The following is a 14,073-nucleotide window of genomic DNA, read 5'->3' as shown; positions in this document are numbered from 1 at the left end:
ATCTACCGCGCCCACCCGTAGGTGCGTTCGACGGCCTTGTTCCATTCGCCGTAGAGGTGATCGCGGTCGGCGTCGGACATCGTCGGCTGCCACACCTTGTCCTCGGACCAGTTGGCGCGGATGTCGTCGGTGCCGGACCAGTAACCGACCGCCAGTCCGGCCGCGTAGGCGGCGCCGAGCGCGGTCGTTTCGGTGATGACCGGCCGCACCACCGGCACATCCAGGATGTCGGCCTGGAATTGCATGAGCAGTTCGTTGGCGACCATGCCGCCGTCGACCTTGAGGGTGGTCAATTCGACGCCGAGATTCTCCGCCTCGGCGTCGGCGCGCATCGCGTCGATCACCTCGCGGGTCTGAAATGCGGTGGCCTCCAATACCGCTCGGGCCAGATGCGCCTTCGTGACGAAGCGGGTGAGTCCGGTGATCACGCCACGCGCGTCCGGCCGCCACCGGGGTGCGAACAGGCCGGAGAAGGCGGGGACGATATAGGTGCCGCCGTTGTCGTCGACGCTGCGGGCCAGCGGTTCGATCTCCGCCGCGGATTCGACGATGCCGAGGTTGTCGCGCAACCACTGCACCAGGGATCCGGTCACCGCGATGGAACCCTCCAGCGCGTACACCGCGGGCTGGTCGCCGAGCCGGTAACACACCGTGGTCAGCAGACCGTGCTTGCTGAACACCGGCGTGGTACCGGTGTTGAGCAGCATGAAGTTGCCGGTTCCGTAGGTGTTCTTCGCCTCGCCCGGTGACAGGCACGCCTGCCCGAACGTCGCGGCCTGCTGATCGCCCAGGATGCCGGCCACCGGAACCCCCGCGAGTGGGCCGGCGGAGATCTCGGCGTACACCTCCGAGGAGCTGTGGATCTGCGGCAGCATCGAGACGGGGATGCCGAATTCCGCGCAGATCTGCGAATCCCATTGCAAGGTCTCGAGATTCATCAGCATCGTGCGGGAGGCGTTGGTGACGTCGGTGAGGTGGCGGCCGGTCAGCTTCCACAGGATCCAGCTGTCCATGGTGCCGAAGCACAGGTCACCGGCCTCCGCGCGGGCGCGCGCACCGTCGACGTTGTCGAGAATCCAGCGCAGTTTGGGACCGGCGAAATATGTGCTCAGCGGCAGCCCGGTCCGGTCGGCGTAGCGCGCGGGGCCGACGTCGCCGGCCAGCTCGTCACACAGCGCCGCGGTGCGGGTGTCCTGCCAGACGATGGCGTTGGCGACCGGCTTGCCGGTGGCACGGTCCCAGACGACGGTGGTTTCGCGCTGATTGGTGACTCCGACCGCCGCGATGTCGCCGGCGCCGATCCCGGCATCCTCGAGCGCCGCACCGATCACGAATTCGGTATTGCGCCAGATGGTTTCGGCATCGTGCTCCACCCAGCCCGGTCGTGGGAACAGCTGTTCGTGCTCGCGCTGCCCGAGGCCGGCGATGCGGCCGGAGCGGTCGAACACGATGCACCGGCTCGAGGTTGTCCCCTGGTCGATGGCGGCCACGAAGCGTCGCATCCGTGCAGGCTACTAAACCTCGCACGCGCCGCGCATCACATCGCCGCGCGCCTGTCGGTGGACTAGGGTGGTAGCGATTACCGACGGGTAACGCAGGACGATCCCACCGAACAGTGCGGAGGAAGTCGAGCGATGAACGAGAAGTCACACGGTCAGCACACCGGCGAACTGGGGCCCGAGCAGCGCGCGGCCACCTGGGACAGCTTGGGCGCCAAGCATTTCGACGTCATCGTGATCGGTGGCGGGGTCGTCGGCGCGGGCATCGCACTCGATGCCGCCACCCGGGGCCTGGAGGTGGCCCTGGTGGAGGCGCGCGATCTGGCCTCGGGCACCTCGAGCCGTTCGTCGAAGATGTTCCACGGCGGCCTGCGCTATCTCGAGCAGCTGGAATTCGGGCTGGTCCGCGAGGCGCTGCGGGAACGTGAGCTGAGCCTGAAGACCTTGGCCCCGCATCTGGTGAAACCGCTGCGGTTCCTCTACCCGCTGACCCATCGCGGCTGGGAGCGGCCCTACGTCGCCTCCGGCCTGGTGCTCTACGACACCATGGGCGGAGCGAAATCCGTTCCGGGCCAACATCATGTGACCCGCTCGGGAGCGCTGCGCCTGGCGCCGGGGGTGCGCCGGGACGCGCTGATCGGCGGTGTCACCTACTACGACACCGTGGTCGACGACGCCCGCCACACCATGACGGTCGCCCGCACCGCCGCCCACTACGGTGCGGTGATCCGCACGTCGACCCAGGTCGTGGACTTCCTGCGGGAGGCCGACCGCGTGGTCGGAGTGAAGGTGCGCGACAGCGAGGACGGGCGCACGACCGAGGTCCGCGGACATGTGGTGATCAACGCGACAGGCGTATGGACCGACGAACTGCAGGCGCTGTCGCATGTTCGCGGTCGATTCCATGTGCGCGCGTCCAAAGGCGTGCATATCGTGGTGCCGCGCGATCGGATCGCCAGTGACGCCGCGCTGATTCTGCGCACCCGCACCTCGGTGCTGTTCGTGATTCCGTGGGGGAGCAATCACTGGATCATCGGCACGACCGACACCGACTGGAATCTGGACCTGGCTCATCCGGCCGCCACCAAGGCCGATATCGACTATCTGCTCGAACGGATCAACGAGGTACTGGTCACCCCGCTCACCCACGACGACATCCAGGGTGTGTACGCGGGGCTGCGGCCGCTGCTGGCCGGGGAGAGCGACGAGACCTCCAAGCTGTCGCGCGAGCACGCGGTGGCGCAGATCGCGCCGGGGCTGGTCGCCATCGCGGGCGGTAAATACACCACCTACCGGGTGATGGCCTACGACGCGGTGGATCTGGCCGTCCGCGACATCCCGCAGCGCGTGTCGTCCTCGATCACCGACAAGGTGCCGCTGCTCGGCGCCGACGGCTACTTCGCTCTGCTCAACCAGACACCGCAGCTCGCGCAGACCTACGGTGTGCATCCCTACCGGATCGAACATCTGCTCAACCGGTACGGCTCCCTGATCACCGACGTCCTCGATCTGGCCGAGGGCAAACCCGAACTGCTGCAGCCGATTACGGACGCGCCCGGATATCTGCGGGTGGAGGCCGTCTACGCGGCGGTCGCCGAGGGGGCGCTGCATCTGGACGACATTCTGGCCCGGCGCACCCGCATCTCCATCGAGTTCTCCCATCGCGGTACCGAATGCGCCGACGAGGTGGCGCGGCTGGTGGCGCCGGTACTGGGCTGGGACGAGGAGCAGATCCGGCGCGAGGTGAGTACGTACAACGCCCGCGTCGAGGCCGAGATTCGATCCCAGACCCAACCCGACGACGTCTCGGCCGACGCCCTGCGCGCGGCCGCACCGGAGCCCCGTCCGGAGATTTTGGAGCCGGTGCCGCTGCCCCAGGCGTAGGCGGGGCGGCTAGGGGGCGTTCGACGTGGGCGCCGAGGTGTGACCGGAATGGACGGGGCCCGTACTCACCGAATGCTGCAGCGCATAGGTGAACAGGACGGTGGCCGCGATGGCGATGGCCGTGATCAGCAGTTGGGTGACAAGCCGTGTGCTACGACGCATCGCGGTGCTCGCATATGTCATCTGCCCTGCTTCCCGACCGGTGACGATCTGTGTCGCCCTTATGTCGCATTCACGCTCCGAAGTGTTAGCGGCCGAGAGATATAGCTATCGATCGGCAAACATCGCGGTTCGTGACCGATCAGCGGCGAGTCCGGCCTGCGGTCCTCGGCTCCGGCGTCTCGGGTGCGGGCTGACAGCGAGGACAGAAGTAGATCCCGCGTTCGGTGGCGGGCGCGGATGCGGCATCCGGGCCGAGCATGCGGACGAGGATCATCGATCCGCAGCGGGGGCATGGTTGGCGCTGCCGGCCGTAGACCACCGCGGGCCGGGGTGGATGGTGTGCGGCTCGGCCGAGGATGCGATGCGCGGCGTCGACGAGTCCGGGAAGATCGGGTACGGCGGCGACCGGGGTGGCCGGGTGGACCCGCTCGGCGAAACAGATCTCGCTGCGGAAGATGTTGCCGACTCCCGCCATGGTCGTCTGATCGAGTAGCGCGAGCCCGATCGGCCGCTCCGGATCCGTGCGCAGCCGGCGGACCGCCTCGGCCGCATCCCAATTCGGGCCCAGCAGATCCGGGCCGAGATGGTCGACGGCGGTGTGCTCGTCGGCGAGGCGTAGCACCTCGACCAGGCCGAGGGAGAACCCGACGGCTTCGGTGTCGGCGGTGGCGAGAATCAGTCGCGCGGTGAATCCGGGTTTGGTCCACCGCTGCCCGGGGCGGTAGATCCGCCAGGTGCCCTCCATCTTCAGATGGGTGTGGATGCTGAGCGTCTCGGTCCGCACGAACAGGTGTTTGCCGTAACTGCCGACGCTGTCGACCCGGGCGCCGCGCAGATCGAGCGTGGCGTAGCGCGGGACGCGAAAATCACTGCGCGTCAATATCTTTCCCGCTAGCGCGGTACGCAGCCGCGCCGCCGCGAGATAGACGGTATCTCCTTCCGGCATCGGCGTTCACCACCGGTGCCGGTGGGCGATGCGTGCCGGTCTCATGCCGTGCTCCGTAGCCGGAAGCCCCGGGGAGTGGTGTGGAAACCGGCGTCGGTGAGGAAGGTGGCGAAGGTGTTGCCGTGCACGGATTCTCCGTCCACGCGTTCGACGACCAGGGAGTCGATCCGGCGGTCGTGGACCAGGGCCGCCAGCGCGGCCGCGGCCTCGGTCCGGATTTCGGGATCCTCGGTGAAGGTGAGCAGCGTCTTGCCGCCGCGTTCCAGGTACAGGGCCAGTTCGCCCGCGGCCAGGACGACCAGAGCCCCCGCCTTGCGGCCCGGGCGATGTCCGGCTCCCTCACCCGCGTTCTTCGGCCACGGCAGGGCGGCGCCGTACGGATTGGCCGGATCGCAGGCGGCGAGTGCGACCGTGCCGACCCGGCCGGTGCCGGGGCCCAGCCGGTCGGAATCGTAGGAGCGCAGCCGATCCACCACGTCGGTGGTGGAGAACTGCGCACCGCCGAGGGTGTCGACGAAATAGCCGCGCCGGCAGCGCCCGCGGTCCTCGAATTCGGTGAGCACCCGGTACATCAGCGCGAACCCACCCGGAATCTCCTCGTTCTGCACCGAACCGCGGGTCAGCACGCCATAGCGCTCCAGTAGCAGATCCGCGGTGGCGTGGGCGCGAATCGTGTTGTCCGCCAGGCGCTGTGGCAGCAGCGACCATCGCCCGGCCACGGCGGGAGGGCCGGTCCGGGTCGGCATCGCCGGCCGCGGCAGGTACATGCGCCCGCGCGGGGTGCGCCGCGGGGTGCGATGGGCGGTGGTGCTGCGGGTAGTGCCCGACAGTCGCGCCCGGACCGGAGCGAAGGTGTCGCCGGACAGATATCCGGCCCACACCAGCTCCCACAGTGCCGCCGCCACGGCCGCGTCGTCGAGCACGCCCGTCGCATCGGACAACTGCCGGAAGAAATAGGCGCCGCCCGCCACCACGACGAGCCGGTTGCCGGCGCCCGATTCGGTAGCAACCGTGCCGTCGGCGTCGAGCGGAATCGCGTCGGTGGCCGCCGCGGTCATCTCCGCGCCCAACGCCGTCAGCAGGCGCAGCTGCACATCGGTGAAGTCGATCTCCTGCGGCGGCCCCAGCGTGACCGGCGCCTGATCCGCCGGATGCAGGGCGATCCAGCCGTCCTTGGCGGTGATGGCGCCGTGACCGGACCACAGCACTTCGCCGGAGGCGGTGAGTTCGTCGAGCATCGCCGGTGTGTAGTCGCGCACCCGCGACGGCAGGATGAGCGACTCCCATGCGGAAGCCGGAATCGGCACGCCCGCAAGCTGTTCCACCACCGCGGCCACCCCGTCCACGCCGCGCAGGGTCGAGGTGCCGATATGCTGCCACGCCGGCAGGAACCGGCCGAACGCGCCCATGGAGACCGGCTCGACCTCCTTACGCGCGGCGGCCAGCGAACGGCGCCGCAGCCGGCGCAACACCTGCGCGTCGCACCATTCCGCACCGGCCGAACCCGGCGTGAATTCGCCCTCCACCACTCGCTTCTCGGCTCCGAGCCGATGCAATGCGGTGGCCGCGACGGCCGGCCCGATGCCGAAGCGCCGGGCGACGGCGTCGAGGGTGAACGGGGCGTGGGTGCGGGCGAAGCGGGCGACCAGATCACCCAGCGGATCGGCGACCGGTTCGATGAAGGCCGCCGGCGTGCCGATCGGCAAGGGGACGCCGAGGGCATCGCGCAACCGGGCGGCGTCCTCGATCGCCGTCCACCACCGCGATCCCGCGAACGACACTTCCAGAACCCGCCTGGCCTGCAGCAATTCGGCGAACCACGGGCCCGGGTCCGCGGTGCAGCGCTCGGCCGCCTCGGCGGGGGTGAGCGGGCCGAGCAGTCGCAGCAGGTCGGCGAGCCCTTCCGCGTCGCGGGCATGGCGTTCGGGGGTGAGCCGTTGCAGTTCGCGTTCGGTCAGTTCGAGGACCGCGGCGTCGAGGAGTTCGCGTAGTTCCACCCGGCCCAGCAGCTCGGCGAGCAGGCTCGAATCCAGCGACAGCGCGGCCGCGCGGCGCTCGGCCAGCGGACTGTCGCCCTCGTACATGAACTGGCCGATGTAGTCGAACAGCAACGCATTGGCGAACGGTGAGGGGGAGGCCGTCTCGACCTCGACCAGTCGCAGTTTGCGCCGCGCCACATTCGTCAGCAGATCCCGCAGGGCCGGCAGATCGTAGACGTCACGCAGGCATTCGCGCACCGTTTCCAGCAGGATCGGGAAATCCGGGAATTTCCTGGCCACATCGAGCAATTGGGCCGCGCGCTGGCGCTGCTGCCACAGCGGCGCGCGGCGGCCGGGATCCCGGCGCGGCAACAGCAGTGCCCGCGCCGCGCATTCGCGGAAACGAGAGGCGAACAGCGCCGACCCGCCCACCTGCTCTGTCACCACGTCGTCGATCTCGTCCGGTTCGAAGACGAACAGTTCCGCGCCCGGCGGATCGTCGGTGGTATCGGGCAGCCGCACCACGATGCCGTCGTCGGACGCGGTCGGCGCGGCATCGACTCCGAACCGCTCCCGCAACCGCGCACCCACGGCGAGCGCCCAGGGCGCATGTACCGGTAATCCGAAGGGCGAGTGCAGAATCAGCCGCCAATCGCCGAGTTCGTCGCGGAAGCGTTCGACCAGCAGGGTACGGTCGGTCGGCAGATGACCGGTGGCTCGGCGCTGCTCGGCGAGCAGCGCGACCAGGTTTGCCGTCGCGAAATCGTCGAGGCCCGCGGCGTGGACGAGCTGTTCGAGTTCGACCAGTTCGCCGCCCTTCGCGGCGGTCTTACCCGCCTTGGAGGCCGCGGCTCCCGCGCGGGAGGACGTGCGTCGCGTGGCGCCGTTTCCGCTGGGGTCGGCGGACGATCGGCGTTGTGGCGCAGGACTTTCCGCCCGCACCGCCGGGGACCGCGGCTGCTCGTCACCGATCGAATCGGCGCCGTTCCCGAGGGCCCGGCGAGCGGGCTGCTGCCGTCCGCGGCCGAGCGTCGCCGGCTCGGAGTCGATGGCTTCACCGTCGAGCGCAGCATCGAAACCGCCCGCATCCCGCACGAGTTCCTCGATCCGCCCGGCCGGTGCGCGTTCGACGGCCTGACCGGCCGTGCGGACGAATTCGCCCAGGGCCGCACCCAATTCGGCCGGGCGTCCGAGGGAATCGCCGTGCCAGAAGGGCAGCCGGCCGGGCAGGCCGAAGGCTGGGGAGACGAGAACCCGGTCGTGGGTGATGTCCTCGATGCGCCAGCTGGTCGCGCCGAGGGCGAACACATCGCCCACCCGCGATTCGTAGACCATCTCCTCGTCGAGTTCACCGACCCGCGAGGCCTTTTCGCCAACCATGAACACCGGGAACAGGCCGCGGTCGGGTATCGCGCCGCCGGAGGTGACCGCGAGGCGCTGCGCACCGGGGCGTCCGGTCAGCGTGCCCGCATCGCGATCCCACACCAGGCGTGGACGCAGTTCGGCGAATTCGTCGGAGGGGTAGCGGCCCGACAGCAGATCCAGCACCGATTCGTACGCCGAACGCGGCAGGAGGGCGAAACTGCCTGTGCCCCGGACGGTTTCGAACCATTCGTCGACATCGATCGGTTCCAGGGCGCAGGCGGCCACGGTCTGCTGGGCCAGGATGTCGAGGGGATGAGCGGGGATCTTCAACTCCTCGATCTGTCCCGCCGTCATCCGCATCGACGCCACCGCGCAGTGGATCACGTCGGTGCGGTGTTTGGGGAAGATCACCCCGCGTGAGATCTCACCCACCTGATGTCCGGCACGACCGACCCGCTGCAGCCCGCCGGCGACCGACGGCGGCGCCTCGACCTGCACCACCAGATCCACCGCCCCCATATCGATACCGAGCTCGAGGCTGCTGGTCGCCACCACACACCGCAACCGGCCGCTCTTGAGATCGTCCTCGATGATGGCGCGCTGTTCCTTGCTCACCGAACCGTGATGGGCTCGCGCCAGCAACGGCGCCGCCCCGTGATTGACCTCGGTCGGTGACCCGAGTTGTGCGGGCGGCGCGTGCTCGCGGCGTCCCGCGACCTCCTCCGCCTCGTCCGGTGCGGCGATGCGCTCGGCGTATTCCTCGTTCAGCCGCGCCGTCAGACGTTCGGCCAGCCGCCGCGAATTCGCGAACACGATGGACGAACGATGCGCCAGCACCAGATCCACGATCGCGGCATCCACATGCGGCCAGATCGAACCCGGCTGATCGGATTCGCCCGGCTCGGTCATATCCGCCACCGGCACCCGCACCGACAGGTCGAACGTTTTCGGCGCCGGCGGCGACACGATCGTGATCGGCGCCGAGCCGACCAGGAAGCGCCCCACCTCCTGCGGCGGCCGGACGGTGGCCGACAACCCGATGCGCTGCGCGGGCCGCTCGGTGAGCTGATCGAGCCGGGCCAGCGACAGAGCCAGATGCGCCCCGCGCTTGGAACCGGCGATGGCGTGAACCTCGTCGACGATCACGGTGCCGACCTGTGACAACGTCTCGCGCGCCGCCGAGGTGAGCATCAGGTACAGCGATTCCGGCGTCGTGATCAGGATGTCGGGCGGCCTGCGCTGCAGGGTCCGCCGGTCGGCCGGCGTGGTGTCGCCGGAACGCACGCCGACGCTGATCTCCGGGGCGGGCATACCGAGCCGGGCGGCCGTGCGGGTGATGCCCACCAGGGGGGCGCGCAGATTGCGCTCGACGTCGACCGCCAGGGCCTTGAGCGGGGAGATGTAGAGCACGGCAGTGCGCTGCGGACCGTCCGTGGGTTCGCGGGTGGCGAGCCGGTCGATCGCCCACAGGAAAGCCGACAGCGTCTTACCCGACCCGGTCGGCGCGATCACCAACGTGTGTTCTCCGGCGGATATCGCCTCCCAGGCCCCCAGCTGGGCGGTCGTGGGCGCGGGGAACGCACCGTCGAACCACTCCTGGGTCGGCCGGGAGAACTGCTGCATGGGTTCAGTCTGCACCCGGGCACCGACATCGAGTCCCGACGGCGATGTGTGTGGAGGTGTTTCCCGGGCCCGACCTCGCCGGATGAGGTGGCCGGATCGGCGCCGGTCCACGGCTCGTCCCGATAGGCTGGCCGCGAATGCGGTGGACACCGACGATGGGACCGACCATGAGCGAGCGCCCCGACACTGTGACCGAGATTCCGGCCGACCCCGCACAGGTCACGAACGACCCGGACAACCCGCCGGTCCCGCCCGGCACGCTGCTGCTGGAATTGGTGCCGGTCCCGGTGCGAGATATCGACCGGGGGATCGAGTTCTATCGCGATCGGGTGGGATTTCATCTCGATGTCGACGTGGCGCCCGCACCGGGTGTGCGAATCGCGCAGCTGACCCCGCCCGGTTCGGCCTGTTCGATTCTGCTGTCCGAAGGCGTCCCCACCACGGACGGCGCGGTCGGCTCCCTGCGCGGACTGCACTTGGTAGTGGCCGATATCGAGGCTGCCCGCGCGGAGCTCGTCGCGCGCGGCGTCGCCGTGGGTGACGTCGAAGATGTCGGCGGGGGTGTGCTGTACGCCCATTTCGCCGACCCCGACGGCAATACCTGGAGTCTGCAGTACATGCCGTGGCGGTAGCGGGGGCCGTTCATTGCCGAACGGTTGCGATCGGCCGACCTGAGCGCGCAGCGCGCCCCTCGCCCGCTAGTGTTTGAGACTATGCGTAACAGTAACGGGTTACAGCGACGTGGCCTGGCGATCGGATGCGGCGGCACCGTCGGTGCGGCCTGGATCGTGGCGGCGCTGGCCGCGGTGCGGGATGTGCTGCAGTGGGATCCGCGCGAGGCCGACGCGCTGATCGGCACCTCCGCCGGTGCGGAGATGGTGACGATGCTGGCCTCGGGGATCTCCGTCGACGATCTGGCGGCCATGCAGCGCGGTACCGTCGCCGATCCGATCCTGGCCCGGCACATGGCCGACGAACCGGGCCGCTTCCCGCCGCTGCCCCGCCCCCGCCTCGGCGCACCGCGAATGGCCTTGCACGGCAACCGTTCCCGGCAAGCTCTGCTGAGCGCGGGCAGTCGGCTGCTGCCGGTCGGGGGCGGCGACGCGAGCTGGTTGCAGCGCCTGGCCACCGACCTGAACCACGATCGGGACTGGTTCGCTCATCCGGCCGCGTGGCTGGTCGCGATGGACTACGACTCCGGCGAGCGGGTGGCCTTCGGCGCACCGGAGGCGCCGGCCGCGACGGTCGGTCAGGCGCTGCGGGCCTCGTGGGCGGTTCCGGGCTGGTTCCCGCCGGTGCCGATCGCGGGCCGGCGGTTCGTCGACGGCGGTGCCGCCTCCACCGCCTCGGTGGATCTGCTGCTGCCGCTGCACCTGGACGAACTGGTGGTGCTGACCCCGATGGCCTCGGCGCGGTCGGTGCCGGCGGGCGGGCCCGGGCACTGGCTCGAGCGTCAGCTCCGCAAGCCGATGAGCGCGCAACTGGACTCCGAGATCGCCGCCGTGCGCGCGGCCGGAACCCGCGTGCTGCGATTGGCGGTGACCGCCGCCGACCTGGCGGTGATGGGCCCGAATTTCATGGACGGCCGCCGCCGCGGCGAGACCTTCGAACACAGTCTGCGCAGCACCCGCCGCGCCATGGAACGGAGTGAATTCACATGAATCTGTTCGGCAACGGCTATCCGCCGATCGACCTCGCCGCGGCCCGCGTCCTCGTCACCGGCGCCGGACGCGGCATCGGCCGGGCCGCCGCGGAATCGTTCGCGCACAAGGGATCCGAGGTCGTCCTCGCCGATGTGGACGCCGCGGCCGCCACCGACGCGGCGGCCGCCCTCGGTGCCCGCGCTGTCGAACTCGACGTGCGTGACCGGGCGCGGTGGGACGAGGTCGTCGCCGATCTGGGCCGGATCGACATCCTGGTGAACAACGCCGGAGTGATGCCGGCGGGCCCGTTCCTCGGCGAACCGGATGCGGTGGGGCACACCACGATCGACGTCAACGTCTGGGGTCTCATCCACGGCATGCGGGCCGTCGCACCGGCGATGGTCGACCGCGGCCGCGGTCATATCGTCAACGTCGCCTCGCTGGCCGGCAAAATTCCGCTGCCCGGCCTGGCGGTGTACAACGCGAGCAAATTCGCCGCCGTCGGGTTGTCGGCCGCGACCCGGCTGGAATTCGCTGAATCGGGGGTCAGCGTGAGCTGTGTGCTGCCCGCCGCGGTGCGCACCCGGCTGTCCTCGGGGCTGACCCTGGGCCGCGGGCTGCCCACGGTGGACCCGGTCGACGTCGCCACCGCGATCGTCAAGACCTGCCGCTCCCGCCGAGCCGAGGTGGCGGTGCCGCAATACCTCGACCCGGTCGACATCGCGCTGGCGGCCGCGCCCGAGTCGGTGGTGCGCAGGGTGCGCGGCCTCTTCGACGGCGACCGGGCGCTGCATCCGGGCGATGCGGCGGTGCGGGCCGTCTACGAGGACCAGGTCCGCGCCATCGGCCGCGAACCGGAGCGCTAGGCGTTCAGCCGAACCGAATGCCCTGTGCCAGTGGCAGTTCGGTGGAGTAGTTGATCGTATTGGTGACGCGGCGCATATACGCCTTCCAGGAGTCGGATCCCGATTCGCGCCCGCCGCCGGTCTGTTTCTCACCGCCGAACGCACCGCCGATCTCCGCACCCGAGGTGCCGATGTTCACATTGGCGATGCCGCAATCGGAGCCGTCGGCGGCCAGGAACCGTTCCGCCTCACGCTGATCACAGGTGAAAATGGCCGATGAAAGCCCCTGCGGCACACCGTTGTGCAGGGCGATCGCGGAGTCGAGATCCTGGTAGGTGAGCACGTAGAGAATCGGCGCGAAAGTCTCCTCCCGCACGATCGCGGTCTGCCCGGGCATCCGGATGATCGCCGGGCGCACGTAGTAGGAGTCGCCGCCACCGACCTCGACCCGCTCACCGCCGCAGATCAATTCACCGCCGTCGGCGAGCGCACGGTCGATCGCCGCCCGCATCGCCGTGTGCGCGCGGCCGTCGATCAGCGGTCCGACCAATACCGTGTCGTCGAACGGATTACCCACGGGCAGTTGGCGATACGCCGCGCTCATCCGATCCAGCAGCGGTCCGGCCACATCCACATGCGCGATGACCCGGCGCAGCGTCGTGCACCGCTGCCCGGCCGTGCCCGCCGCGGCGAAAACCACGGCCCGCGTGGTGAGGTCGAGATCCGCGGACGGGGTGACGATCGCGGCGTTGTTACCGCCCAGCTCGAGCAGGCACCGGCCGAAACGTGCCGCCACCCGGGGTGCTACCGCCTGTCCCATCCGCACCGATCCGGTGGCGCTGACCAGGGCCACCCGCTCGTCGTCGACGAGCTGAGTGCCGACCTCGGCGCCGCCCTGGATCAGCTGGTGGATCCGCGGGTCGGCGCCGACGTCGAGGGCCGCGCGCCGCAGCAGCGCATCGCAGGCCAGCGCGGTCAACGGCGTCGTCTGCGAGGGTTTCCACACCACGGTGTCGCCGCAGACCAGCGCGATAGCGGTGTTCCACGACCAGACCGCGACCGGGAAGTTGAACGCCGAGATCACCCCGACCACACCGAGCGGATGCCACGTCTCCATGAGCCGATGCCCGGATCGCTCGGAGGCCATGGTGCGGCCGTAGAGCTGGCGGGACAGACCGACGGCGAATTCGCAGACGTCGATCATCTCCTGGACCTCACCGCGTGCCTCGGCGCCGATCTTGCCCGCCTCCAACGTGACGAGTCCGGCCAGCGCGTCGAGGTTTTCGGTCAGTAGTTGTCCCAGCCGCCGCACCACCGCGGCGCGTTGTGGCGCGGGGACGGTACGCCACGCGCGAAAAGCGCTGTGCGCCTTGTCGATCGCGCAGGTCACCGCGAAGGCGGAGGTGGCCGGGACGCGCATCAGTTCCCCGCCGGTGATCGGGGTGCGCGCCGGCAGGTCACCGGAATCGATCGGGTCGACGCCGAGTTCGAGCAAAAGGCGCGCGGCCCGGTCGCGAAGTTCGTCGGTGGTGGGCAGCACGGGTGCGGATGTCATCTGCGGCTCCGTTTCCGAAATCGGTTGACGAGGGACTTCACACCGGTGGGAGATCGTTTCCGGCCCCGGCCACCGCCCGCTGGGTTAGCCTTCGCTGATGGCGGATGCACCTGCGAAACCTGTTCTCGACGATATCGATCGGCTCCTGATCCGCGAATTGATGGCCGACGGCCGGGCCACGCTGTCCAATCTCGCCGAGAAGGCAAGCCTGTCGGTTTCCGCGGTGCAGTCGCGGGTGCGCCGGCTCGAGGCGCGCGGCGTGATCCGCGGATATTCCGCGAAGGTCGATCCGGAGGCGCTGGGACAACTGCTGTCGGCATACGTCGCGATCACTCCTCTCGATCCGTCACAGCCCGACGATGCTCCGGCCCTGCTGCAGCACATCCCCGGCATCGAGGAATGTCATTCGGTGGCGGGGGAGGAGAGCTACATGCTGCTCGTCCGGGTGGCCTCGCCCCGCCATCTCGAACAGTTGCTGCAGGAGATCCGCGCCACCGCCAATGTGCGCACCCGAAGCACCATCATTCTGCAGACATTCTATGACAGATGAGACCTGATCGTAATTTATCCGT

10 protein-coding genes are annotated in these 14,073 nt (G+C 69.5%); 5 read left to right on the top strand and 5 right to left on the bottom strand.

What is annotated here, in order from left to right:
• Positions 1–2 precede the first annotated feature (2 nt).
• On the bottom strand, positions 3–1,502 hold the full coding sequence (gene glpK / locus IRT45_RS11905; protein ID WP_194805900.1) for a glycerol kinase GlpK: 1,500 nt from the start codon (positions 1,500–1,502) through the stop codon (positions 3–5).
• Between the two features lie 132 nt (positions 1,503–1,634).
• Between glpK and glpD the strand changes: the two genes are divergently transcribed.
• Positions 1,635–3,383 carry a glycerol-3-phosphate dehydrogenase gene (glpD, locus tag IRT45_RS11900; RefSeq protein WP_194805899.1) on the top strand — a complete coding sequence of 583 codons (1,749 nt, stop codon included), beginning with the start codon at positions 1,635–1,637 and terminating at the stop codon, positions 3,381–3,383.
• 9 nt (positions 3,384–3,392) lie between these two features.
• Here glpD and IRT45_RS11895 read toward each other — a convergent pair whose 3' ends face one another.
• The 3 genes from IRT45_RS11895 to IRT45_RS36770 all read right to left on the bottom strand — a co-directional run bounded on the left by IRT45_RS11895 (position 3,393) and on the right by IRT45_RS36770 (position 9,458).
• Positions 3,393–3,566: a hypothetical protein gene (locus IRT45_RS11895; RefSeq protein ID WP_194805898.1), complete on the bottom strand. Its 174-nt coding sequence runs from the start codon at positions 3,564–3,566 to the stop codon at positions 3,393–3,395.
• Positions 3,567–3,684: 118 nt separating this feature from the next.
• Positions 3,685–4,491: a DNA-formamidopyrimidine glycosylase family protein gene (locus IRT45_RS11890; protein WP_194805897.1), complete on the bottom strand. Its 807-nt coding sequence runs from the start codon at positions 4,489–4,491 to the stop codon at positions 3,685–3,687.
• A 41-nt stretch (positions 4,492–4,532) separates the two neighbouring features.
• Positions 4,533–9,458, bottom strand: coding sequence for a DEAD/DEAH box helicase (locus IRT45_RS36770; RefSeq protein ID WP_228534216.1), 4,926 nt, complete (start codon positions 9,456–9,458; stop codon positions 4,533–4,535).
• A 167-nt stretch (positions 9,459–9,625) separates the two neighbouring features.
• On the opposite strand from IRT45_RS36770, the gene IRT45_RS11875 reads away from it, so the two are divergent.
• From IRT45_RS11875 to IRT45_RS11865, 3 genes are all read left to right on the top strand, one after another.
• On the top strand, positions 9,626–10,090 hold the full coding sequence (locus tag IRT45_RS11875; protein ID WP_194805896.1) for a VOC family protein: 465 nt from the start codon (positions 9,626–9,628) through the stop codon (positions 10,088–10,090).
• 81 nt (positions 10,091–10,171) lie between these two features.
• Complete coding sequence (locus IRT45_RS11870) at positions 10,172–11,119, top strand: patatin-like phospholipase family protein (RefSeq protein WP_194805895.1); 948 nt, start codon at positions 10,172–10,174, stop codon at positions 11,117–11,119.
• Positions 11,116–11,967, top strand: a complete 852-nt coding sequence (locus tag IRT45_RS11865; protein ID WP_194805894.1) for an SDR family NAD(P)-dependent oxidoreductase — start codon at positions 11,116–11,118, stop codon at positions 11,965–11,967. Before IRT45_RS11870 ends, IRT45_RS11865 begins: the two co-directional genes overlap by 4 nt.
• Positions 11,968–11,971: 4 nt before the next feature.
• On the opposite strand, the gene IRT45_RS11860 is transcribed toward IRT45_RS11865, so the two are convergent.
• The gene (locus IRT45_RS11860; protein ID WP_194805893.1) at positions 11,972–13,501 is read right to left on the bottom strand and encodes an aldehyde dehydrogenase family protein; all 1,530 of its coding nucleotides are present in this window, start codon (positions 13,499–13,501) and stop codon (positions 11,972–11,974) included.
• A 97-nt stretch (positions 13,502–13,598) separates the two neighbouring features.
• Between IRT45_RS11860 and IRT45_RS11855 the strand changes: the two genes are divergently transcribed.
• The gene (locus IRT45_RS11855) at positions 13,599–14,051 is read left to right on the top strand and encodes an Lrp/AsnC family transcriptional regulator (RefSeq protein ID WP_036498415.1); all 453 of its coding nucleotides are present in this window, start codon (positions 13,599–13,601) and stop codon (positions 14,049–14,051) included.
• Positions 14,052–14,073: the final 22 nt, after the last annotated feature.

Origin of the sequence: Nocardia sp. BSTN01 (genome assembly GCF_015354405.1) — a bacterium.
Lineage (GTDB): Bacteria > Actinomycetota > Actinomycetes > Mycobacteriales > Mycobacteriaceae > Nocardia.
This window is presented reverse-complemented; position numbering and strand designations above follow the sequence as displayed.

Excerpts from the sequence above, each read along its gene's own strand:
- glpK (WP_194805900.1), bottom strand. The coding sequence starts at position 1,502 with ATGCGACGCTTCGTGGCCGCCATCGACCAGGGGACAACCTCGAGCCGG.
- glpD (WP_194805899.1), top strand. The coding sequence starts at position 1,635 with ATGAACGAGAAGTCACACGGTCAGCACACCGGCGAACTGGGGCCCGAG.
- IRT45_RS11895 (WP_194805898.1), bottom strand. The coding sequence starts at position 3,566 with ATGACATATGCGAGCACCGCGATGCGTCGTAGCACACGGCTTGTCACC.
- IRT45_RS11890 (WP_194805897.1), bottom strand. The coding sequence starts at position 4,491 with ATGCCGGAAGGAGATACCGTCTATCTCGCGGCGGCGCGGCTGCGTACC.
- IRT45_RS36770 (WP_228534216.1), bottom strand. The coding sequence starts at position 9,458 with ATGCAGCAGTTCTCCCGGCCGACCCAGGAGTGGTTCGACGGTGCGTTC.
- IRT45_RS11875 (WP_194805896.1), top strand. The coding sequence starts at position 9,626 with ATGAGCGAGCGCCCCGACACTGTGACCGAGATTCCGGCCGACCCCGCA.
- IRT45_RS11870 (WP_194805895.1), top strand. The coding sequence starts at position 10,172 with ATGCGTAACAGTAACGGGTTACAGCGACGTGGCCTGGCGATCGGATGC.
- IRT45_RS11865 (WP_194805894.1), top strand. The coding sequence starts at position 11,116 with ATGAATCTGTTCGGCAACGGCTATCCGCCGATCGACCTCGCCGCGGCC.
- IRT45_RS11860 (WP_194805893.1), bottom strand. The coding sequence starts at position 13,501 with ATGACATCCGCACCCGTGCTGCCCACCACCGACGAACTTCGCGACCGG.
- IRT45_RS11855 (WP_036498415.1), top strand. The coding sequence starts at position 13,599 with ATGGCGGATGCACCTGCGAAACCTGTTCTCGACGATATCGATCGGCTC.